At 71.9% G+C, this 22,223-nt stretch carries 15 protein-coding genes; 6 read left to right on the top strand and 9 right to left on the bottom strand.

Annotation, left to right across the window (positions count from 1 at the left end; genetic code table 11):
- Positions 1-25 precede the first annotated feature (25 nt).
- A complete protein-coding gene (locus EV371_RS22270) occupies positions 26-379 on the top strand; it encodes a metalloregulator ArsR/SmtB family transcription factor (protein ID WP_130463773.1) in 354 nt (117 codons plus the stop codon).
- 63 nt (positions 380-442) lie between these two features.
- On the opposite strand, the gene EV371_RS22275 is transcribed toward EV371_RS22270, so the two are convergent.
- A complete protein-coding gene (locus EV371_RS22275) occupies positions 443-1,498 on the bottom strand; it encodes an App1 family protein phosphatidate phosphatase (RefSeq protein WP_486484959.1) in 1,056 nt (351 codons plus the stop codon).
- Between the two features lie 179 nt (positions 1,499-1,677).
- On the opposite strand from EV371_RS22275, the gene EV371_RS22280 reads away from it, so the two are divergent.
- Together EV371_RS22280 and EV371_RS22285 are read left to right on the top strand one after the other, a co-directional pair.
- Positions 1,678-3,429: a hypothetical protein gene (locus tag EV371_RS22280; protein ID WP_130463774.1), complete on the top strand. Its 1,752-nt coding sequence runs from the start codon at positions 1,678-1,680 to the stop codon at positions 3,427-3,429.
- Between the two features lie 45 nt (positions 3,430-3,474).
- Positions 3,475-4,032: an acyltransferase gene (locus EV371_RS22285; protein ID WP_130466125.1), complete on the top strand. Its 558-nt coding sequence runs from the start codon at positions 3,475-3,477 to the stop codon at positions 4,030-4,032.
- Positions 4,033-4,277: 245 nt separating this feature from the next.
- On the opposite strand, the gene EV371_RS22290 is transcribed toward EV371_RS22285, so the two are convergent.
- The 6 genes from EV371_RS22290 to EV371_RS22315 form a co-directional block, all read right to left on the bottom strand.
- Positions 4,278-5,561, bottom strand: coding sequence for a nucleotide sugar dehydrogenase (locus tag EV371_RS22290; protein ID WP_130463775.1), 1,284 nt, complete (start codon positions 5,559-5,561; stop codon positions 4,278-4,280).
- Between the two features lie 5 nt (positions 5,562-5,566).
- Positions 5,567-7,138 (bottom strand): glycosyltransferase, encoded by a 1,572-nt coding sequence (locus EV371_RS22295; protein WP_130463776.1) that lies wholly within the window; start codon positions 7,136-7,138, stop codon positions 5,567-5,569.
- Positions 7,138-8,766, bottom strand: a complete 1,629-nt coding sequence (locus tag EV371_RS22300) for a glycosyltransferase family 4 protein (protein ID WP_130466126.1) — start codon at positions 8,764-8,766, stop codon at positions 7,138-7,140. Before EV371_RS22300 ends, EV371_RS22295 begins: the two co-directional genes overlap by 1 nt.
- Positions 8,767-9,011: 245 nt before the next feature.
- Positions 9,012-10,268, bottom strand: coding sequence for a nucleotide sugar dehydrogenase (locus EV371_RS22305; RefSeq protein WP_130463777.1), 1,257 nt, complete (start codon positions 10,266-10,268; stop codon positions 9,012-9,014).
- A gap of 138 nt (positions 10,269-10,406) precedes the next feature.
- On the bottom strand, positions 10,407-11,954 hold the full coding sequence (locus tag EV371_RS22310; RefSeq protein WP_486484747.1) for a glycosyltransferase family protein: 1,548 nt from the start codon (positions 11,952-11,954) through the stop codon (positions 10,407-10,409).
- A 97-nt stretch (positions 11,955-12,051) separates the two neighbouring features.
- A complete protein-coding gene (locus EV371_RS22315) occupies positions 12,052-13,731 on the bottom strand; it encodes a glycosyltransferase family protein (RefSeq protein ID WP_130463778.1) in 1,680 nt (559 codons plus the stop codon).
- A 433-nt stretch (positions 13,732-14,164) separates the two neighbouring features.
- On the opposite strand from EV371_RS22315, the gene wecB reads away from it, so the two are divergent.
- From wecB to EV371_RS22330, 3 genes are all read left to right on the top strand, one after another.
- Positions 14,165-15,253 carry a non-hydrolyzing UDP-N-acetylglucosamine 2-epimerase gene (wecB, locus tag EV371_RS22320; protein ID WP_130466128.1) on the top strand — a complete coding sequence of 363 codons (1,089 nt, stop codon included), beginning with the start codon at positions 14,165-14,167 and terminating at the stop codon, positions 15,251-15,253.
- A gap of 166 nt (positions 15,254-15,419) precedes the next feature.
- On the top strand, positions 15,420-16,763 hold the full coding sequence (locus tag EV371_RS22325) for a glycosyltransferase (protein WP_486484748.1): 1,344 nt from the start codon (positions 15,420-15,422) through the stop codon (positions 16,761-16,763).
- A gap of 7 nt (positions 16,764-16,770) precedes the next feature.
- On the top strand, positions 16,771-18,903 hold the full coding sequence (locus EV371_RS22330; protein WP_130463780.1) for a glycosyltransferase family 1 protein: 2,133 nt from the start codon (positions 16,771-16,773) through the stop codon (positions 18,901-18,903).
- A 51-nt stretch (positions 18,904-18,954) separates the two neighbouring features.
- Here EV371_RS22330 and EV371_RS22335 read toward each other — a convergent pair whose 3' ends face one another.
- Entirely contained in the window at positions 18,955-20,370 is a 1,416-nt protein-coding gene (locus tag EV371_RS22335; RefSeq protein ID WP_486484749.1) for a N,N-dimethylformamidase beta subunit family domain-containing protein, read from the bottom strand.
- Positions 20,371-20,606: 236 nt separating this feature from the next.
- Positions 20,607-22,211 (bottom strand): glycosyltransferase family 4 protein, encoded by a 1,605-nt coding sequence (locus tag EV371_RS22340; protein ID WP_486484750.1) that lies wholly within the window; start codon positions 22,209-22,211, stop codon positions 20,607-20,609.
- Positions 22,212-22,223: the final 12 nt, after the last annotated feature.

Below are 22,223 nucleotides of genomic sequence, written 5' to 3' on the forward strand. Positions count from 1 at the left end.
TAAGTGAGCGCTGAAAGGTGGCGGCGTGCACGCGTTCGACGTTCTCGGCGATCCCGTCCGGCGACGGATCCTGGAGTTGCTCGTCGACGGGGAGCGGTCGGCCGGCGAGGTCAGCGCGGTGGTCCAGCGGGAGTTCGGGATCTCCCAGCCGGGCGTATCACAACACCTGCGGGTGCTCCGGGAGAACGGATTCACCACGGTACGCGCCGCCGGCACGCGGCGGCTCTACGCGGTGGACCCCGCCCCACTCCAGGAGATCGACCGGTGGCTGGAGCGCTACCGGGGATTCTGGACCCAACGGCTGGACGCCCTCGGCACGGAGATCACCCGGGGCAGACGCGAACGCCGCCGGGCGGAGGAACCGAGCGGCGAGGACTGAACCGGGGCAGCGGCGCGGCGGTACCGCTGCTCGCGCGGCCCGGCCCGGATCCGGCGCTGCGGCTCAGACGAGGTTCGCGTCCCGGAGCAGCCGCCACAGCCCGGCGCCGTCAGGTGCGCAGAACCAGCGCTCGCCCAGCAGCCCGGCCGCCGGGGTGCTGTCGTCGGTGCTGCCCGTCGGAGCCGGGAAACCGCCGGCCAACACCGCCTGGGTCGGCGACAGCCGGCGGATCAGCACTCCGGCGACGTTGTCCGGGTGCTCGGCGGCGAACTCGGCGTAGATCTCCTGGTCGTGCTGGCCGTCGTCGCCGATCAGCAACCATCGGATCTCGGGGAACTCGCGTACCAGCCGGGCCAGGGCGGCGCGCTTGTGCTCCCGTCCACTGCGGAACCAGCGGTCCGCCGTCGGGCCCCAGTTCGTCAGCAGCAGCGGGCCGGCCGGATAGAGGTGCCTGGACAGGAACCGGGTCAGGGTCGGAGCGACGTTCCAGGCACCGGTGGACAGGTAGAGTACCGGTGCGCCGGGATGCGCGTTGACCAGGCGCTCGTAGAGCACCGCCATCCCGGGTACCGCCATCCGGGCGTGCTCGTCCAGCACGAAGGTGTTCCACGCGGCCAGCAGCGGCCGGGGCAGCGCCGTCACCATCACCGTGTCGTCGATGTCGGAGAGCACGCCGATCCGCAGCGCCGGGTCGACGATCCGGACCGGCGCGTCGACCGGCTCGGCACCGGGACTGGACAGGCGTACGCTCTGCCAGCCGGGTGCCAGGTCGGCCTCGACGACGAGGTCGACGAATCCGCTCCGGTCGGCCAGGGCCTCGTGCCGGCGACCACCCGCCTCGATCACCACCGGAGCGTGCTGCACCGGCAGGGTGGCGAAACTGCGCCAGCCACGCACCTTCTCCGGCCGGCGGCGGGGACGGCGACCCAACCGGGTCAGCAGGACCCGACCCAGCACCCGGGTCCAGCCGGGCGCACCGTAGCCGGCGTACGGGACGACCGTGACATCCCATCCACCCTGCCCCAGGCGGCGTTCGATGAACTGGTGCACCGCGTCCTCGATCCGGGCCGCTCGGTGCAGCCGGGGCGCGGGCGCTGGACCGGCGGGTATCAGCGACACCTTGCCACCCTGCCACAGCACGCCCGGTCCGGCTACGAGACAGATCAACTGACCCTCCGGGGCCCGCCCGCGGCGGGGGCGGAACCGCCCCGACCTGCGCCGATCCGAGCCCGTGACCCGGAAGGCCGTGCGAGACTTCGAGGCGGGACGGCGACGGGGGCACGGGGGTGTCGGTGGCGGTGCCCCGCAGGGGGCGGCGGTTGTGGCGAGCACTCGACCGGCCGGGCGCGGTGGCACTCGGCCTCGGCCTGCTCGCCCTGGGCTACCGGCTGGCGCTGGTCCTGCTGACCGTACCCGGCTCCAACAGCGACGAGGCCACCTTCGGGCTCGCCGCCCTGCACATCGCCGAAGGCCGCGAACTGCCGGTCTTCCTCTACGGCCAGCACTACATGGGCACCGTGCAGAGCTATCTCGCCGCGCCGATCTTCCTGCTCTTCGGCGCCGGCTGGATTCCGCTGCGGATACCCCTGCTGTTCCTGTACGCCGCCTTCCTCTACCTGGCGTACCGACTCACCCGGCGGCTCTACTCCCCCTGGCTGGCCACCTTCACCGTCGGGGTACTCGCGCTCGGCGGCGAACGCGTGATCCGGGACCAGATCACCGCCGTCGGCGGCCGCCCCGAGGTCAAGCCCGCCGTACTGGGCCTGCTGCTGATCGCGCTCGCCCTCGGCCAACGGCGGACCCGGCACCGGCTCTTGGCGTTCGGCCTCTTCGGCCTGGTCACCGGGGTCTGCGTCTGGGACGACTGGCTGGTCCTGCCCTACCTGGTGGTCGCATTCGGTGTCCTGCTGGTCGGCTGCTGGCGGGACCTGCTCGGCCCGGCCGGCGCGGTACTGGTCGCCGGATTCCTGCTCGGGGTCGCGCCGCTGCTCGTGGACAACCTGACCGCACCGGCCGGGCAGGACTCGATCTCGGTACTGCGGCAGGTCAGCGAGGGCGAGGCGGAGACGACCCCGGGTAGCCGGCTGCACGGCGCGCTGCTGGTCGGCATCCCGCTCGCCAGCGGCCTGTGCCGCCCGGAGGGCTGCGACGCCGTCGAGATGTCCTGGGCCGGGCTCTACCTGGCGCTGCTGCTCGCCGCCGGGGCGCTGGCGGTGGTCGGACTGGTCCGGGCCGGTCGAGCGCCTACGGTGCCGGGTGACGGCACCGGACCCGCCGCACCGTCCGGCGACGCCTGGCACCGTGGAACTCCGGGCAGCGCCGGGCGCCGGGAGACGCCGGGCAGCGCCGGGTCCGGCGGCACGCCGGAGGAAGTCCAGGCCGGTGACATGGTCCGGGCCGCCCGGATCAGCCAGGCCGGCCGGCTCGCCCTGGTACTCGGCGCCGCGCTCACCGTGGCGGCGTACGCCCGCAGTTCACTCGCCGGCAGCGCACCGCTGGCCAGCGCCCGGTACCTGTCGATCCTGCAGATCTCGCTGCCCGCCGTACTCTGGCCGCTCTGGCTGGTCGCCCGCTGGTCCGGGCGACTGCGCACCGGTGCGCTGACCCGGCTCGCCGGGGTACTCGGCACCGCCGTACTCGCCCTGCTGCTCGTGCTGCTGCTCGGCACCACCGGGCACCTGATCGGCGAGATCGGCACGATCCGAGCCGAGGAGCGGCAGCAGCGGCAGCTCGCCCGCACCCTGGAACGGACCGGGACCTCCGCCGTGTACGCCGAATACTGGACCTGCAACCGGCTGGTCTTCGTCACCCGGGAACGGGTCGCCTGCGCGGTGCTCGGCGCGGACCTGCGGCCGGGACAGGACCGCTATCCGGCGTACCCGAGGCGGGTCGCCGCCGCCGACCGGCCCGGCTACGTCTTCGAGGCCGGCACGCCCGCGGACACCGCGTTCCGGGCCCACCTACGCCGCTCGGGTGTCCCGGCCCGGGTGACCCGGGTCGGACGGCACACGGTCTACCTGCCGGAGTCGACCCTCCGTCCCCCGGGCTGACCGGCCCGGCACCTCGGCGTATCCTGCCAAGCCGTGACTCAAGCGATGAACGAGCCCCCCGCTCTCCCCGACACGGTCTTCGTGCACCCCTCGGCCGAGGTCGACGAGGGTGCGCGGATCGGCGACGGCACCAAGGTCTGGCACCTCGCCCACGTCCGCTCGACCGCCCGGGTGGGCGCCGACTGTGTGATCGGCCGGAACGTCTACGTGGACGCGAACGTCGTTGTCGGCGACCTGGTGAAGATCCAGAACAACGTCTCCGTCTACCAGGGCGTGACGATCGAGGACGAGGTCTTCGTCGGTCCCTGCGCGGTCTTCACCAACGACCTCCGGCCCCGGGCCCAGAACCCGGAATGGGAGATCACCCCGACGACGGTACGCCGGGGCGCCTCGATCGGCGCCAACGCCACCATCGTCTGCGGGGTCGAGATCGGCTCGTACGCGATGATCGCCGCCGGCTCGGTGGTGACCCGGGACGTCGCGCCGTACCAGTTGGTGGTCGGGAACCCGGCCCGGCCCAAGGGCTGGGTGAACGCCCGGGGCGAGGTCGTCTCGCGCGACCCGGAGCGGCCGCCGGCCCAGGCCGAGGCGGGCCCCCGCTGACCGGTTACGCCGACGCGGCCGCCGCCACCGCCGTAGACGGGGTGTTCCGGGCCTGAGCAACAACTCGTCCGACCCCTCGGCCACGCCGCGCGGTGCCGACGGACGAGCCCTGACCGATCCCTTCCGGTCCGGTCAGGGCTCGACGCGTCTCCCAGGTCCCGAGCGGCCCCACCACCGCACCGGACCCGGGCGGGCCCGGAACCCGTGCGGGCTCAGCCGCAACCCGTGCGGGCTCAGCCGCCGATTCAGCCGCCGATGACGACCCGGCGGACGTTGGACCAGCGCGCCGGGTCGGTCACCCGACGGCCGTCGACCAGCACCTCGACCGCCGGCAGGTCGGCGCTGGAGAGGGTGCGGTACTCGGCGTGGTCCGCCTGGATCACCGCCGCGGTCACCGGCTCACCGGCGTACGCCGGCAGGCCGAGCGCGGTCAGCTCCTCGCCGGTGTACATCGGGTCCGAGACGTACGGCTTCGCGCCCCGGCGGCGCAGCGCCTCGACGGTCGGGAAGACGCCGGAGAAGGCTGTCTCCTTCACCCCGCCGCGATAGGCGGCGCCCAGCACCAGCACCTCGACGCCGGTCAGGTCACCGGCGGCCGCCGCGAGCAGGTCGACGGCGTACTCCGGCATCGCCGCGTTCGCCTCCCGGGCCGAGCGTACGACGGTGGCCGTCGGGTCGTTCCACAGGTACATCCGGGGGTAGATCGGGATGCAGTGCCCGCCGACCGCGATCCCCGGGGAGTGGATGTGGCTGTAGGGCTGGGTGTTGCAGGCCTCGATGACCTTGATCACGTCGACCCCGACCGTGTCGGCGAACCGGGCGAACTGGTTCGCCAGGCCGATGTTGACGTCCCGATAGGTCGTCTCGGCGAGCTTCGCCAGCTCCGACGCCTCGGCCGATCCCAGGTCCCACACCCCGTTGGGCCGGGACAGGTCGGGACGCTCGTCGAAGTCCAGCACCGCCTCGTAGAACTCGACACCGCGCCGGGCCGACGCCCCGTCCACCCCGCCGACCAGCTTCGGGTAACGCCGCAGGTCGGCGAAGACCCGGCCGGTCAGCACCCGCTCGGGGCTGAACACCAGGCTGAAGTCGCGGCCGACCTTGAGCCCGGAGCCCTCCTCCAGCATCGGCGCCCAGCGGTTGCGGGTGGTGCCGACCGGCAGCGTGGTCTCGTAGCTGACCAGGGTGCCGGGCTTGAGCCCGGCGGCGATGGCCCGGGTCGCGTCGTCCATCCAGCCGAAGTCCGGCACGCCCTCGGCGTCCACGAAGAGCGGCACCACCACGACCACGGCCTCGGACTCGGCGACAGCCGCCGCGGTGTCGGTGGTGGCGGAGAAGCGGCCCGCCGCCACCGCCGCCTTGAGCTTGACGTCGAGGTCGGTCTCGCCCGGGAACGGCACGGCGCCGTCGTTGACCAGCTGCACGACCCGCTCGGACACGTCGGCGCCGACCACCGTGTGCCCCTTGTCGGCAAACTGGACGGCGAGCGGCAGGCCGATCTTTCCGAGAGCGACGACGCAGATTTTCATGCCTTCTACTTTCCTCCCTGGGGCAACCTGCGCCGCAGTCGGGCCAGGACCCGACGGGGGGTGACAGGTGCGATGGCGATCACGAGTTGGCCTCGGTGACTCGTTGTCGGGGTGATCACGAAGAACCGCATTCCCCGGCGGTACATCAAGCGTGACACGGTCGGCCGGGCCGGTGCGCGTACCGCCGCGGAGCCGACCTCGCCGAAAGCGGGCAGTTGGCACCGGACGCCGAGCAGCGAACCGCCGGCCCCCGAGCCGGCCAGCAGCAGCCCCACCCGGAACCGGGCCCGGACCGTGCTGCCGGTACCGTCCCGGGTGGTCTCCAGCGTGGTGCCCGTGACATCGCCGGCGGTCAGTCCGATCGGCCCGGAGGCCAGCGACGCGAGGTCCCGGCGGGGGGTACGCGCGGTCACGGTCAGCGCCCGCTCACCGTCGTCGCAGGTCTCCCAGGTGACGGCGACCACCTCCAGCCGGGCGAGCCAGTCGGCGGCGGTGTCCGAGACGTCGAACCAGGCGTCCGGCAGGTCCAGCCGGGGGTCACGGAAGCCGGGGTAGCCGGCGTACCAGCGGTCGCCGTCGATGATCGTCGGCGGTACGCCCTGCTCGGCGTCCTGCCGGATGACCGCGAGCAGGTCGTCGACGGTGCCCCGCTGGGCGGTGCCGATCCGCAGCCGGGGCTCGATCTCCAGGCGGGCCCGGATCCGGTCGGTGAGGTAGCGGTCGGCGAGGCCCCGGACACCCGAGTGCACCCGCTCCTGCACCGCCCGGTCCAGCCCCAGGAAGTCGTCCTCGACCAGCCGGGCGACCTCCCAGGCGAAGTGCCGGACCAGTACCGCGTCCCGGCGCTCGCCCGGCTCGATCAGCCCGGCCACGAACTCCATGATCGACTCGACGCAGCGGAGTCGCTCGACGTGCCGGGACCGGTAGGTGATGTTGTGCGCGTTGAGCCGGCGCACCGCGTGGTAGAAGTCGTAGTCCGCCAGCACCGAGATCCGCTTCGCCCGGAAGCACGCCTCCAGGGTGAACGGCTGGTCGCTGCCGACCGGCATGTCCTCCGGGTAGCGCAGGTGATGGCGCTCGATCAACTCCCGGCGGAACAGCTTGGTGTTCGCCAGCGACCATGGCAGGGCGGAGTCGAAGAGGTCGATCTCCACCTCGTTGCGGGCGAATACCGCCTGGTGGATGTTGCGGCTGTTCACCCCGACCGCCTTGCCGAGCACGACGTCCGAGCCGTACTCGTCGGCCGCCCGTACCAGCCGCTCCAGCGCCTCCGGGCCAAGGTAGTCGTCGGCGCCGATGAAGAAGACGTACCGGCCGGTGGCCTGGTCCAGGGCCCGGTTGCTCGGTGCCGCCGGGCCGCCGGAGTTGGCCTGGTGGATCACCTTGACCGTACCCGGGTAGAGCCGGGCGAAGCGGTCCAACTCCCGGCCGCTGCCGTCGGTCGAGCCGTCGTCGACCGCGACGACCTCGATCCGGTCCCGGCCGATGCTCTGCCGCACCAGCGAGTTCAGGCACTTGGTGAGGTAGGGCATCGTGTTGTAGACCGCCACCACCACGCTGACGTCGGGTTCCGTCATCACGCGGTGACCCCTGCGGCCGGCCGGCTGCCCGGGCTCACGACGGACTCCGGACCGGTCGGCCCCGAGACGGAGCCGACCGGGCCGGCCGGACCGGCGCCGGCACCGGCCGCCGACCGCTCGGCAGTGCCGTCCAGCAGCCGGCGATAGACCCCGGTCAGGACCTCGGCCTGGGCCGCCCAGGTCCAGCCCGCCAGCAGCCCCGGCTGCTGGTATGCGGCCCGGTATCGCTCCCGGTCCGCCAGCACCGCCCGGACCGCCCGGACGTAGTCGGTGACGTCCTCGGCCCGGAACACCTCACCCTGGCCGGTCGACCGGACCGTCTCCGCCATCGTCCGCACGTCGCTGACCACCACCGGCAACCGGGCGTGCGCGTACTCGAAGAACTTCGTGATCAACGCGATCTCGTGGTTCGGCCAGTGCTGGATGGGGATCACCCCGACATCCGCGCCGGACAGGAACGCCACCACCTGCCAGTGCGCGACGTACGGCAGCACGTGCAGCCGGTCGGCCACGCCGAGCGCCCCGGCCCGGGCCAGCAACTCCCGGACGTACGGGCCGTCGGGCTTGTTGACCACCAGCGCGACGTGCACCCCGGGCAACTGCGGCAACGCCTCGATCATCGTGCCGAGGCCCCGCTTGGGGGCGGCCACGCCGCTGTACACCAGCAGCGGCACCTCCGGACCGATCCCGCACCGGTCGCGCAGTTCCGGTGCCGGTCCGGTCTCCCCCGCCGGGTCGCCCGTGACGTCCGGCGCGTTGAGCACCACCGCCGGCAACTCGGCCAGCCCGTGCTCCCGGCGCAGCAGCTCGGCGAGGCTCGCCGAGACGGTGACGGCGGCGTCCGCGAACGGCACGTACTCCCGCTCGTGTGCGCGGTGTGCGGGAAGCCAGCGGGCGTTGTCCTGCCACGGCTGCACCCCGGGCAGGAACTCGTGGGCGTCCCAGACCAGCTTCAGCTCCCGGCCCGCCACGGCGGCCCGGACCTTGGCCCGGGCGCCGACCCCGATCATGCGGAAGTCGTGCGCGTGGATCAGATCAGGTGCCAGCTCGTCGACGACCGGCCCGAAGGCCAGCTCGTAGTCCCACAGCCCCGGCTCCAGCCGGCGCCACGCCCGGCCACCCTGCACGGTGGACCAGAACCAGGTGTAGAGCCGGTCCCACCAGCTGGTCAGCCTGCGGCCCTTCCGGGCCCGGGTCAGCATCCAGTACCGCAACGACACCCACCGGCGGAGCAGATGCGCGGCCTTCCGTTCGAGCCGCAGCCGGCGCCGCCGCCGCTCCAGCCGGCGATCGGTCGTCCCGGCCCGGACGGCCAGGGTCAACTCCGCCTCGCGCTGCCGGATGTCAGCCTGCCAGGCCTTTGCCCACTGGGCCCGGTGCGCGGCGATGCCGTTCGGCGCGTACGCCAGCGGCCAGCGCAACCAGGCCCGCCGGAACTCGTGCCGGCGCCGGGCCAGCGGATCGGGCATGGGCAGCAGCCGGACCTCGGCGGGACCGAGTCGCCAGGTCTGCGCGGCGCCATGCGGTGACCTGCCGAGCAGCGTCACGTCCCAGCCGGCTTCGGCGGCCGAGCGCGCGACCTTCTGCACCCGGGAGTCACCGTTGACGCCGTTGTCCACGAGCATCACGATCCGACCCCGAACACTCCGCGCCTCGACCGCGCCGCCAGAATCCGTTTCGCCCATGCTCCGCCTCTTCCGGTCCCGCCGCGAACGCGGGCGAGTCTACGTCACCGCCGGCGATCTGCCCGGTGCCCGTACCGTCGGGGCAACCAGTGCCGCGAGCGTGCGCGACAGCCTCCGGTCGCCCGTTCCGGACAGCGTGTTCCCACCCCGGGCGGGTCGATCCCCCGCACCCGGTGGGACCGCTGCTACAGCCGGTAGGAGCCCTCGCCGCTGGTGACCCCGCGGGTGTCGAAGAACCGCCGCGCCTGCCGCGCCAACTTCTCCGCGTCGTAGCCGCGGTGGTTCTGCACGAGGATGGCGAGATCCGCCTCGGCGACGGCGGTCTCCGCGTCCTCCACCCGTCGCACGTCGACCCCGGACGCGGTCCAGTTCGTCACGTACGGGTCGTGATAGCTCAGCTTGGCGCCGAGTCCGGCGAGCAGCCGGGCCAGCGGGACGGCCGGCGACTCCCGCTGGTCGGCGATGTCGGGCTTGTACGTCACGCCGAGCAGCACGATGTTGGCGCCGTTGGTGGCCATGCCGGCATCGTTGAGGATGTTCTGGGCCCGCCGCGCCACGTAGCTCGGCATCGTGGCGTTGATCTCCTGGGCCAGCTCCACGAACCGGAACGGGTATCCCAGCCGCATTCTGACGTTGTGGCTGAGGTAGTTCGGATCTATGGGGATGCAGTGACCACCGACCCCGGGACCGGGATAGAAGGGCTGGAAGCCGAACGGCTTGCTGCTCGCGGCCCTGATCACGTCCCACAGGTCGATGTCGAGTTCGTGGCAGAACCGCGCCATCTCGTTGACCAGCGCGATGTTGACATGCCGGTAGGTGTTCTCCAGCAGCTTCGCGGTCTCCGCCTCGCGGGTTCCCCTGGTGCGGACGATCGTCTCGATGAACCGACCGTAGAACTCGGCAGCGCGTTCCGTACAGGCCGGGGTGTGCCCGCCCACGACCTTCGGAGTGTTCCGCGGGCCGAAGTCCCGGTTGCCCGGGTCGATCCGCTCGGGCGAAAAGGCGAGGTGGAAGTCGACCCCGGCCTTGAGCCCGGACTCCTCGAGGATCGGACGGACGATCTCGTCGGTGGTGCCGGGATAGGTGGTCGATTCGAGGATCACCAGCATGCCGGCCCGGAGGTTCCGCGACACGGAACGCGCGGCGGACTCGACCGCCGTCAGATCCGGCCCACCGTCCTCGGCGAGCGGCGTCGGTACGCAGATCAACGCGGTCGACGCCGTCGCGATCTCGGTCTCGTCCGTGGTGGCCCGGAATCCCCCGGCGACCATCTCGGCGATGTCGGCGTCGGAAAGATCGTCGACGTGGGAATTGCCGGCGTTGAGCTCCTCGACCACGCGGGAGCTGACGTCGAACCCGAGAACCGACGCCCCGGAACGCACCGCCTCTCGCGCAAGCGGAAGTCCCACGTAGCCCAGTCCCAGAATTACGACATCTGTCATTGCTCGTCCCTCAAGCCGCGGTGGATCTGTTCGAACTCCGCCTACAACAACCTGCGAATGCTATCCCACGATGCCGCCGCTTCCGGATGGCCGCAATCGCGGTCGGACCGAGACGCACACCACGTCGTTCCGGGCCGATCAGCCTCGGCTGGGCGCCCGGTCCGGGGCCAGCCGACGATAGATGCCGGCCTGTACCTCCGCCTGGACCTCCCAGGTCCAGGCCGCGAGATCCATCGACTTGTACGCCGTGCGGTAGCGCTCGGGATCGGCGAGTACCGCCCTGACCGCCCGCACGTACCCGTCGACGTCGTCCACCCGGAAGACCTCGCCCTGGTCGTTCTCCCGGACCGTCGCCGCCATCGTCTCCACATCGCTGACCAGGATCGGCAGCCGCGCGTGCGAGTACTCGAAGAACTTCGTGATGAGCTGGATCTCGTGGTTGAGCCAGTGGTGGATCGGGATCACGCCCGCATCCGCCGTGGAGAGGAAACCGACCACCTGGGAGTGCGCGACGTAGGGCAGGACGTGCAGCCGGTCCGCCGTACCGAGCTCCCGGGCCCGTGCGATCAGGCTCTTCAGGTACGCGCTCTGCGGGTCGTTCACCACGAATGCCACGTGCGCCTCGGGTAGCTGGGGCATCGCCTCCACCATCACGCCCATCCCGCGGTGGACCGCCGCCGCTCCACTGTAGACGAGCAGCGGCACGTCCGGACCGAGCCCGCACGTGCTGCGGATGTCGGGAGCCGTCGCATCCCACTCGACGTCACCGGCGTTGGGCGTGTTGAGCACGACAGACGGCAGCTCCGGCAACGAGTGATCCCGCTTCAGCAGCTCGGCGAGCTGGGTGGAGACCGTGATGACGGCGTCGGCGTACGGCGCGAACTCGTGCTCGTGCGCCTGGTTGGCCGTCATCCACCGGGCGTTGTCCGCCCTCGGCTTCACCCCGGGCAGGTACTCGTGCACGTCCCAGATGAGTTTGATCGTCCGACCCTTGCTCCGGGCCCGGATCTTCGCGCGGGCGCCGACGCCGAGCATCCGGAAGTCGTTCGCGTAGATGATGTCCGGTTTCAACTGGTCGACGGTCGCACCGTAGGCCAGCTCGTAGTCCCACAGTTGCGGCTCCAGCCTGCGCCACGACCGGTCGCCGAGCAGCCGCCGCCAGAACACCGTGTACGCGCGGTCCCACGGGCTGCGCAACTTGCCGCGGTATCCCTGCGCCCTGGTCAGCTGCCAGTAGCGGAACGACACCCACTTCTTGGCGCCCTTGGCGGCCAGCTCCTGCACCCGCAGCAACCGCCGTCGCACCGCCACCCCGGCGGACCGGTCGGTGGCCAGCAGTGCCCGCTTGACCGCCAGGTCCGCCTGCCACGCCTTGACCGCCTGCGCGCGGTGCGCCGCGATGCCGGTGGGCGGATAGGCCAGCGGCCCGATGATCCAGCGGCGCCGGAACTCGTGCCGCCGCTGCCGGAGCGGGCTTGGCATCCGCACGAGCTGGACCTTGGCATCACCCAGTTGCCAGCTCTGCGGCTGACCGTTCGGGGACCGGCCGATCAGGATGACATCCCACCCCGCCTCGGCGGCCGACCGCGCCGTCTTCTGTACCCGCGAGTCACCGTTGACTCCATTGTCGACGAGCATCACGATGCGTGCGGGCCCCGCCGGCTCGTTCGTCCCCGTCGCGACCATTGGCCCTCTCCTCTTCATGCAGGTCGACCACCGCGCCGATGTGCGGACGGGGCGCGACCTGGTACGCCCACGCTGTGCAAGAGTTGGATGTACCGCGCTATTTCGCGCTGCTGCTCGGGCCTCTGCCCGTCGCCGCGACGGCCATACCGTACACGACCTCATCGAACTGGTGCTTAACGATCTCCCAGTCCCAGGTGGCGATGGCGTGGTCCGCGGCGGCCTCACCGGCCGACCGCCAGGCCTCCTCGGTGGCGGTGACCGAACGGATCCGCTCGGCGGCCTCCTCCGGGGAGTCGACCACCCAGTCCACCGGGAACAGGGTCCGGGCGCTCGCCGGCCGTCCGGCGAAGAACGGCCAGTCCCGGACCACCGGTACGGCCGCGCTGGCCGCACCCTCCACCAGTGCGCAGTGGAAGCTCTCCCGGACCGAGCTGCTGACGATGACGCCGACGTCCCGGAACGCCTCCGGCATGTCCTCGGTCTGCCCCATCCGGACCACCGCGCCCGTCGCCTCGAGATCGGCCATCTCGGCCAGCAACTCGTCCCAGAACCGCCGGGCGTCGGGGCTCGCGTCCGCGTTGAGGTCCTGACCGAACAGTGCCAACCGGTACCGGTCGTCGGACGCGCGCAGGTGCCGGAGCACCCGCACCGCCCAGCCCGGGTCCTTGGCCACCGCCTTGATCCCCACCACGGCCAGGGTGAACCGGGCGTCCGGGTTCTTCGGCCGCCGGTACGCCCGCAGGTCCATCGCGTTGCTGATCACGTGCAGCCGGGTTCCGGCCGTCGTCATCGCCGGCACCGCGGCGACCGCGAGGTCGCGCAGGTGGTCGGAGACGAAGATCAGGTCGTCGACCCGGGAGAAGTCGACCAGGTGCGGCCAGTGCGCGAAGACCTCGAAGCTGTGCAGCCGGACGATGACCCGGGTCGACCCGGGATCCAGCAGCGAGAAGAGCACGGCCATCGCCGCGCACCAGTCGACGAAGACGACGTCGGCCCACTCCAGCTGGGGCCTCAGCCACTCCCTGACCCGGTCGCCGTAGCTGGAGCGCCCGGACAGGACGTGTTCCATCATCGCCCGGCTGTTGTTGAGCAGCGGAACGTGCGTGCCGCCGTCCTCCCCCGGGTCCAGGAACCGCACCTCGACGTCCGGTCGCTCCGTGAAGTGCCGCCGGATGGCGGCGAGGAAACCATGGTTGCCGTAGGTAGCGATCAACAGCCGCAACGGCCGGTCGGTGGGGACCGGCCCCGGGGTCCCGCTCCGGCCGCGCGGTGCCGAGAGCGCCCCGACCGCCGCGCTCGCGTGCCACTGGGCGAGGTAGCCCGCCGGATCGTCGGCGAGCGGCGACGTCATCCGGTCGAACTGGAGGCGGCGATGGAACAACTGTCGGTGAGCGGTCTGCAGCGAGGCGGCCGCCGCCCGGGCGTTCCCCTTCGTCAGCACGCTGTCGGCGATCGCCAGTTCGGCGGCGACGGCGGCGGGCAGGCTCGGCGGAGTGCCGGAGTCGAGCTCGGCGCTCACCTGGCGCATCAGCAGGTCGGCCCGGAGCCGACGGTTCTGGATCCGGCGCAGCGCGACGCCCGAGGTCCGCGCGGCCTGCTCCGGGCGACCGGCCCGCAGCAGGCTCGCCTGGACCTTGCCGGCGAGCCGACCACGGGCCCGCTCGGGCAGGCCCGGCACTGCGAGCACCGCACCCCAGAGTCCGGAACCGAGTCGGAGGCGCACGAACGCCGGCGAGATCGTCCAGCCCAGCCCGGCCGATGCGGAGCGGGCAGCCATCCGCCGGACCCTCCGGGCGGCAGTGCGCCCCAGGGTCATCGCCGGACCTCGGACCGGGTCACCGGTACCCGCGAAGGATCGAGGATCATTGCGGCATGGCCCCCTGATGCTGGCGTTTCGACGGCGATCCCATGGTATTGAGCGCGTCGGAGTCTGCCACAACGAACAAAGCGCCGGCAAACCTCAGCGGGCACGTCAAACCTGCGGTCCGTGACCAGGCACTCACTCAATGGCGGGGGCGGCGCCGGCCGCAACAGGACGGGCGAAACGATATCCCCCATAATCCCCCGGACGCCGATTGCCGTACCCTGCCGCTCACGACAGCCTCGCCCCGCCAGTGGCTACACTCCAACCGCCGGCCGCAGCGGGTCCGGTACGTCGCGCCACCGCCGGTTCGCCGGCGTTCTCCGTCGACAACCTGGAGTATCGCCACGTGAAGGTCGTAAGCATCGTCGGGGCCCGCCCCCAACTGGTGAAGTTGGCGCCGGTGGCCGCCGCGTTCGCGCGAACCGAACACCGGCACGTCATCGTGCACACCGGCCAGCACTACGACGCCGACCTCTCCGACGTGTTCTTTTCCGGACTCGGCATCCCGCAACCGGACGTACACCTCGGAATCGGCTCCGGCACGCACGGGGTACAGACCGGTCGGACCCTCGCGGCGCTGGACCCGGTACTCGCCGCCGAGCGCCCGGACTGGGTCCTGGTCTACGGGGACACCAACTCGACCCTCGCCGGTGCGGTCAGCGCCGTGAAGCAGCACCTGCCGGTGGCGCACCTGGAGGCCGGGCTGCGCTCGTTCAACCGGGCGATGCCGGAGGAGCACAACCGGGTCCTCACCGACCACGCCGCCGACCTGTTGCTGGCCCCGACCGAGGAGGCCATGCGGCATCTCGCCGACGAGGGGTTGGCGGCGCGGGCGCGGATGGTCGGCGACGTGATGGTCGACGTCTGCCTGCGGGTACGCGACTCGGTGCTGGCCGGCGAGCAGCACCCCGGCGAGCTGCCCGAGGGCATCGACGTCCACGCACCGTACCTGCTCGCCACCGTGCACCGGGCCGAGAACACCGACGACGCGGATCGGCTCGCCGCCCTGGTCGACGCGCTCGCCGTGCTGCCGGTGCCGGTGGCGCTGCTCGCCCACCCGAGGCTGCTGGCCCGGGCCGACGAGCACGGCGTGAAGCTGGCTCAGGGTGCGATCCGGGTTGGCCGACCGCTGCCCTACGCCGGCATGGTGGCCGCGGTGCTCGGCTCGGCAGGTGTGATCACCGACTCCGGGGGCCTCCAGAAGGAGGCCTACCTGCTCGGTCGCCCGTGCACCACGTTGCGGACCGAGACCGAGTGGTCGGAGACCCTCGACGGCGGTTGGAACCGGCTCGTCCCGGACCCTCGCGCCATCGTCGCGGACGAGTGGGTCCGCACCGCGACCCGGGACGCGCCGACCACCGCGCGGAGCGAACCTTACGGCGACGGACGGGCGGCGCAGCGGGTGGTGGAGGCACTGGCCAGCACTTCGACCTGAGCGTCCGCCCGGCGAACGACCTCCGACGCGCTCCGCGAACGCTTCCCTGACCAGCCCCGACGCAAGGAAGATCGGCAGCAGCAGGATGCATAACCCTCTCCCGTCCTCGCTCACCAACCTGACCCGCGCGATCCGTCCCCGGCCTCGCCCCGGCGATCGACCGCACGTGATCTACCTTGCGATCGGGTTTCCGCCCGCCGCGAAGAGCTCGGCCTACCGGCTGCGCGAGACCGCCAACCAGTTCTGCGCGATCGGCTGGGACGTCACCGTCATCACCATCTGCCAGGAGGCGTGGGAGCGCGAGTACGGCCTGGACCACAGCCTCTCGGCCGGCGTCGACCCGAGGGTCAAGGTGGTCGAGCTGCCGCTGATGCGCGTCGACCTGGAGACCGACATCCGCAACTTCTCCGAGGCGCGGGCGTTGCGCCCTCGGGAGTGGATCGAGCGGCAGCGCAGGCAGGAACTCAAGATCTTCCCGGAGCCGGTCTTCGGCGGCTGGCGGTACGCCCTGGAGAAGGCGGTATTGCGGGAGCACCGGGCACACGCCGCCGACCTGCTCATGACGACCTGCGCGCCGTACGTCAACCTGGCCGCGACGTGGCGGCTGTGGCAGGAGCACCGGGTGCCGTACGTGGTGGACTTCCGGGACGGCTGGTCGGTCGACGTGATCGGCGGCGGCACGGCGTTCCCGGAGAAGTCCCCCGCCGGGCAGTGGGAGAAGCGGGTCCTCGAGCAGGCCGGGGCGATCTGGTGCGTCAACGAGCCGATCGCACAGTTCTACCGGGACCGGTATCCGGTGGTCGCCGACCGGGTCCGGGTGGTCCGCAACGGCTACGACCCCGACTGCGTACCGGATGCGCCGCACCGGGCGGATCCCGCCGCCGGACTGACGTTCGGCTACCTCGGCTCGATCAACTTCGCGCCGGCCCTGCTCGACTCGGTGCTCACCGCCTGGCGGATGGCTCGCCGGGTGGACCCGGTACTCGCCCGCAGCCGGTTCGAGGTACGCGGACACATCGGTGCCGGTGCGCTGCGCGAGGCCAACGCGCACAGTGAACTGCTGCGCGCGGCCGCCCCCGATGACGTGGAGTTCGGCGGTCCGGTGCCGAAGGCCGAGGTCGCCGCCGTTTTCGGGCGGTGGGACGCGCTGGTACTCATGCTCGTCGGCGGCAAGTACGTGACCTCCGGGAAGGTCTACGAGTACGCCGCCAGCGGGCTGCCGGTGATGTCGGCCCACGAGGTGGACCACGACGCCGCGAACGTGCTCGCCGGACATCCGCTCTGGACCGGAGCTGTCGGCCTGGACGTGGCGGCGCTGGCTGCCGCCTTCCGCGAGGCCGCCCGGTTGGCGGTCGAGGCGACCGACGCCCAGCGGGAGGCCGCCCGGGTCCACGCCGAGCACTTCGCCCGAGGCGCCCAACTCGCCCCCGCCGTCGCCGAGGCCGCCCGGCTGGCCTCGAATCCCGCCACTGGGAAACCGACCCCCGCCTACGCCGACCGAGGCAGGTAAATTCCTTATGATCAACGTACTTCTCGTCGCGGGCACGGTGCCCCGGCAGGAGACGGTGCTGGTTGAGGCCCTGGAGCGGTTCCGGAAGCAGGGCGTCCAGGTTCGCCTGGTCTGCGACTTCGACCTGAGCCGGCTCACCTTCGATCCGGCCCCGGCGCAGGTGCGCGGGCTCCGCGAGACCGAACCGGACGACCGGCTGCGCCGGTCCCTCGGCGGCGAGCCGTCCCGCGCAATCTGGGTCCGTGCCTGGCACGACGAGGTGGTCCGGCGCTGGGTCCGCGAGGCCGACGTGCTGGTGTCGATGGACATGGTCGCCGTCTACGCGGTGTGGGAGATGGCACAGCGGCAGCTCGACGCGGACGCCTGCCACGGCCTCGGTCCGGCTGCCCGGGCGGTCCAGGCCCGCCTCGCCGGGGCGCCCCGGCCAAGGAGAGGGCTACGTGCGGCGGTCGCGACCCGTGCCGGCATCGTCGCCCGGGCAACCCGCCGGGATGCGCAGGGCAAGGTACGCCGGGCCATGCGGATCGGCATGGCCCCGGCCGTGATGCGCAGCGGTGCCGGGGCCTGGTTCTGGCGTACCGCGGTGGCGGTGCCGGCCCTGCCCGACCGGGTACGGACGGGTGTCGCGTACCGGGTGCACCAACGCGCGATCGAAGCGGACCGCCCGCAGCAGGCGGCCGCCGCCTCGGCCGCCGCCTCGGCCCGGCTGGAGGACGTCGCCTCCCGGGCCAACCTGTTGACCAGGGAGGCGACCTGGGAACTGGCCATCGGCCGCGTCCCGGTCGCCCTGCACGCGGCGGTCGCCACCGAACTGGCCGTCGCCGACGGATGGCTCCGCAAGAAGAACACCGCCCGGGCGACCCAGTCGACGCACAGGGCGCTGAAATTGCTGTTCCATCGGGTGGCGCACTTCGAACAGCCCTGCTCCCCACTCGCCGAACGCCCGGCGGAGTTCCTGGCGCCGCTGCGCGACAGCGCCGTCGGTCGCGCTCTCGCCACCCCGCGTGGCCGGGCCACACCGGCCGAGCCACCGCCGACCGACCGGGCGCTGCGGCTGCTGGTCCTCACCGACGGCGAAGCGCGACGCTCCCGGACGATCCGGGGTCGCTACGACGACCGGCCGGACGTCGAGGTCCAGTACGTCGACCTCGGCGACGAGACGGACGCCGGGGCGGTACGCACCGATCCGGCCGCGCAGGTGGGTCACCTGCTCGCCGGGTCGAGCGAGTACGGCAACCGGATGCGCGAGTGGTTGCAGCCCCGGCTGGAGTGGGCCGACGTCCTCCTCGCCGACGGCACCGAGCCCGCCGCAGCGGTGACGCTGTTCGACCCGGGCACCACCCGGATCGTGGTACGCACGCACCCGGCCGACCTGCTGCGTCCATGGGCGCACCTGGTCGACTACTCGCGAGTGGACGAACTGGTCGTCGCCGCGGAGGCCGTGCGGGAGCTGGCCACCGCGGTGCTGCCCCAGCTCGGCACGGAGACGGCACCGACGCTGTCGGTCGTCGGCGACGCGCTCGACCTACGCGCACCCGCTCGTCCCAAGGAGCCGCAGAGTCGCTTCACCCTCGGCCTGCTCGGTGTGAACGCCGTCGACACCCGGTGGGCCGTCGAGGTCCTCCGGCAGCTTCGGGCCGGCGACACCCGGTACCGCCTGGTGCTGATCGGTACCGAACTCACCCCCGAGCCGGGCATGGTGGTCCGGCGTTACCACGAGGAACTCCTCGCCGAGCTGGTCGAGCTGGAACGGTCCGGAGCGGTGGCCCGGGTCGAGCGGGTTCCCGACGAGTTCCCGGAGGCGTTGTCCGGCGTCGGGGTGATCCTGAGCAGCCCGATCCGGGAGACCTTCCGGCACGCACACGTCGAGGGCGCGGCCGGTGGCGCCGTACCGGTGCTGCGCGGATCGTCCCTCGCCGGCTCGGTGCACGGTGTCCGGGCACTCGTGCCGACGGAGTGGGTCGCGGACACGCCGCAGCAGGCGGCGGACCGGATCCGCGAGCTGACCGCCAGCGAGGAGAGCTGGCGGGCCAACGGTGCGGAGGTGGCCGCCTACGCCCGGGCCACCTGGGACTGGCGCAGCGGCGGCCAGCGCCTCGCCGAGGTGCTCCGGATTCCACTGCGCCACCCGGTGCACTGAGCACACAGACCATCTGCCGGGGCCGGGTCGACCGCCCTGCCCCGGCCTGGGCTATCGGCCGCTGGACTTCTGCCGCACGATGCGGTCGAACAGGTTCCGGGTGGCGATCTGGATCTTCTGGTTGCGGAAGCCCCGCCGGTTGAGCGCCAGAGTCCAGTGCAGCGTGCCCGCGTCGAAGACCAGCGCACCGCCCGGCGTCTCGTACAGGTGGGTGTTCTGCTCGTGCACGGTGCCGTTGCGCAACCGGTAGGGCGAGGCGGACAGGATGGTGGAGTTCACCCCGACCGGTGCCGGCATCGCCGGATCGTAGCCGTCGGCCTCACCGCCGACCAACCGCGGCAGCTCCAGGCCGTCGGTCACCCTGCAACGCTCCCAGAACCAGTGGTCGGCATTGCGCACCACGAGCGGACTCGGGGCCGCGACGATGCCGTTGTACTGCACGCCGAGCAGCCGCTGCTCGGCGTGCTCGCCCTGGCCGCCGAGATCTCGCCACCGCATCGTGGCGCCGAGACCGTCGACGCCGGCCGTCGGATCCGGGGCGGTTTTGTAGCAGGTCACGATGCGGTTCTCGCGCCCGTCGGTGGACGGCTCCAGCCGGATTCGCCAGTACACGTTGTTGGCGGCCAGGAACGCCAGGCTCACGCCCCGCTGCACCGCCTGGTCCGCCGCCCGAACCATCTCCGCCGACCAGTACTCGTCGTGACCGCAGAAGATTAGCCCGGCGTAGCGCCCCGGATCGATCCGGCCGGTGTGGATGTCGACCGTGGACGCGTAGGTCACGTCGTAACCGCGTTGTTCGACCCACTGCACGAAGTCGTGGTCCCGGTCGAACTGCTTCGGCCACCCCCGGTCGGAGTACGGACGGTCGAAGGAGACCTGGAAGGCGCGGGCGTCGGGGTCGATCGGGGCGCCCGGCGACGGGAATCCGTAGTAGAGGCTCTTGCCCCGCCGCCCGTCCTTGGGCCACTGGTTGTAGGCCTGGTAGGTCGAGAACGGCAACACGACGCAGAGTTCCGCGGGATTCCGGTCGTCCCGAACCACGAACGGCGTGCAGCCGCGAGTGCCACTCTGGCTGGTGAAGGTCGCGACGTAGAGTCCGGACACCCAGTCGGCGGGCACCCGGAGCCGCAGGATCGGCGGCCAACGGCACTCGATCGTCCCGGTCAGCGGATCGGCCGGCGGCACCGGATGGACCTGACAGGCAAGAGGAGGGTTGGTGTACACGAGCCGGCCACCCTGGCCGTCGTACCAGCCGAGTCGGTAGATCGAGATGGTGACGCTCTGCGGCACGTCCACGGTGACGTGGAAGTCGATGACTTCGCCGGGTGCGACACTGGTCGTGGAGGCGTACCCCTGGACCTGAATCCGCTCGTCGTCGGAGTCGCGCAGGCCTCCACTCCCGGACCGCCAGGCGTCCGTGCCGGCACGCTTGTTCTCGACCCGCACCACGTCGTCCCGGTACGTCAACTTCGCCGCACCCTTCGGTCCTGGTCTCGACCCCTGGCAGGCTGCGAGAGCCAGGGCGGTGACCGGTAGACCGGCCGCCAGGATGCCAAGCGCTGATCGCCGCGAGACATGCGACATCTCTTTCCTCTTTTTCTGCCAGAGTCAGCGCCACCAGCCCAGCGCGACACCGATGGTGCCGGCAGGCGGATGCGTAGAGGACTGCACCCTAAATCACCGTGGCAAGTGGCGCTGCCCCGTCAGCCGAGCACCGCTGGCTCCCGCACCGCCGGCCTCGGCGCGACGTCCGGTCGCAACCGCCGGTACACCCCGTCGAGCACCTCCGCCTGTGCCTCCCAGGTCCATCCCGCGAGCAGGCCCGGCCGGTCGTACGCCGCCCGGTAATGCTCGGGGTCGGCCAGTACCGCCCGGACCGCCCGGACGTAGTCGGCCAGGTCACCGGCCCGGAACACCTCACCCTGCCCGGTCGACCGGGTCGTCTCCGCCATGGTCCGGACGTCGCTGCAGACGATCGGCAGCCGGGCGTGCGAGTACTCGAGGTACTTGGTGATCAGTGCGAGTTCGTGGTTCGGCTTGTGGTGGATCGGCACCACCCCGGCGTTCGCCGTGGCCAGGAACGTGGAGACCTGCCAGTGCGGCACGTACGGCAGCAGGTGCACCCGATCACCAACGCCGATCTCCACCGCCCGGGCCAGCAGCTCCTCCGAGGCGGAGTTGTTGCCGCTCGGATGCAGCGTGACCAGTGCGATGTGGACGTCGGGCAGGTGCGGCAGCGCGTCGACCATCAGGTCGACTCCGCGCGAGGGGTTCACCCCCCCGCAGTAGACCAGTACCGGCGTGTCCGGGCCGATGCCGCACCGCGCCCGCAGATCCGGCGTCGAACCGTCGCCCGGAACGTCCTGCGGCGCACCGTCCGGCGCGTTGAGCACGACCGCCGGTCGTTCGGGCAGCCCGTGCACCTCCTGCAACAGCTCGGCCAGGGTCGAGGAGACGGTGACGACCGCGTCGGCCCGCGGGGCGTACTCCGCGGTGTAGGCGATCTGCGCGGGCAGCCAGCGCGGGTTGTCCGCCCGGCCGGTCACACCGGCGACGTACTCGTGCGCGTCCCAGACGACCTTGACCTCGCGCCCCCGGGCCCGGGCCCGTTCCGCGGCGCGAACGCCGACACCCACCATCCGGAAGTCGTTGGCGTGGATGAGGTCCGGTCGCAACGAGTCGATGACGCGTCCGAAGGCGAGTTCGTAGTCCCACAGACCCGGGTCCAGCCGGCGCCAGCTCCGATGACCCATGAGCTTCTGCCAGAAGCCCATGGACATCCGGGTGATCAGGGTCTCCGGGTTCTGCCGGCCCTGCTGGAGCCGGTGCAGTTCGCCCGCACGGAACCTCACCCACAGCGCGAGGACCTTGGCCGCGACCCGGGGCGGCAGGAGCAGCAATCTGCCGATCGCGTGTCGGACCCGGCTACCACCGGCCCGTCGGTCCGCGTCCAGGGCCGCCCTTCGCTGCTGGATCTCCCAGCGCCAGGCCTTGACGGCGTTGACCCGCTGCGTGGCGTACCGGCCAGGCCGGTAGGCCAGCGGGCGGCGCAGCGAGCGCCGCATCAGCATCGGGTGCTGGCCGAGTGGCCGGGGCACCCGGACGAGCCGGACCGTCGCCTCGCCGATGGTCCACGTCTCCTGCGGCGACGCGTTGCTGAGGATCCCGAGCAGGGTGACGTCCCAGCCGGCCGCCGCGGCGGACCGCGCCTCCTTCTGCACCCGGGAGTCGCCCTGCACGGCGTTGTCGACAAGCATCACCACGCGGCCCCGGCCGGATCGGGGATCCTGGACGCCCTCGTTGTGCATTTGTAAGCCCCC

Source organism: Plantactinospora sp. CNZ321 (genome assembly GCF_004217235.1).

Excerpts from the sequence above, each read along its gene's own strand:
- EV371_RS22285 (WP_130466125.1), top strand. The coding sequence starts at position 3,475 with ATGAACGAGCCCCCCGCTCTCCCCGACACGGTCTTCGTGCACCCCTCG.
- EV371_RS22290 (WP_130463775.1), bottom strand. The coding sequence starts at position 5,561 with ATGAAAATCTGCGTCGTCGCTCTCGGAAAGATCGGCCTGCCGCTCGCC.
- EV371_RS22295 (WP_130463776.1), bottom strand. The coding sequence starts at position 7,138 with ATGACGGAACCCGACGTCAGCGTGGTGGTGGCGGTCTACAACACGATG.
- EV371_RS22300 (WP_130466126.1), bottom strand. The coding sequence starts at position 8,766 with ATGCTCGTGGACAACGGCGTCAACGGTGACTCCCGGGTGCAGAAGGTC.
- EV371_RS22305 (WP_130463777.1), bottom strand. The coding sequence starts at position 10,268 with ATGACAGATGTCGTAATTCTGGGACTGGGCTACGTGGGACTTCCGCTT.
- EV371_RS22310 (WP_486484747.1), bottom strand. The coding sequence starts at position 11,954 with ATGGTCGCGACGGGGACGAACGAGCCGGCGGGGCCCGCACGCATCGTG.
- EV371_RS22315 (WP_130463778.1), bottom strand. The coding sequence starts at position 13,731 with ATGGCTGCCCGCTCCGCATCGGCCGGGCTGGGCTGGACGATCTCGCCG.
- EV371_RS22330 (WP_130463780.1), top strand. The coding sequence starts at position 16,771 with ATGATCAACGTACTTCTCGTCGCGGGCACGGTGCCCCGGCAGGAGACG.
- EV371_RS22340 (WP_486484750.1), bottom strand. The coding sequence starts at position 22,211 with ATGCACAACGAGGGCGTCCAGGATCCCCGATCCGGCCGGGGCCGCGTG.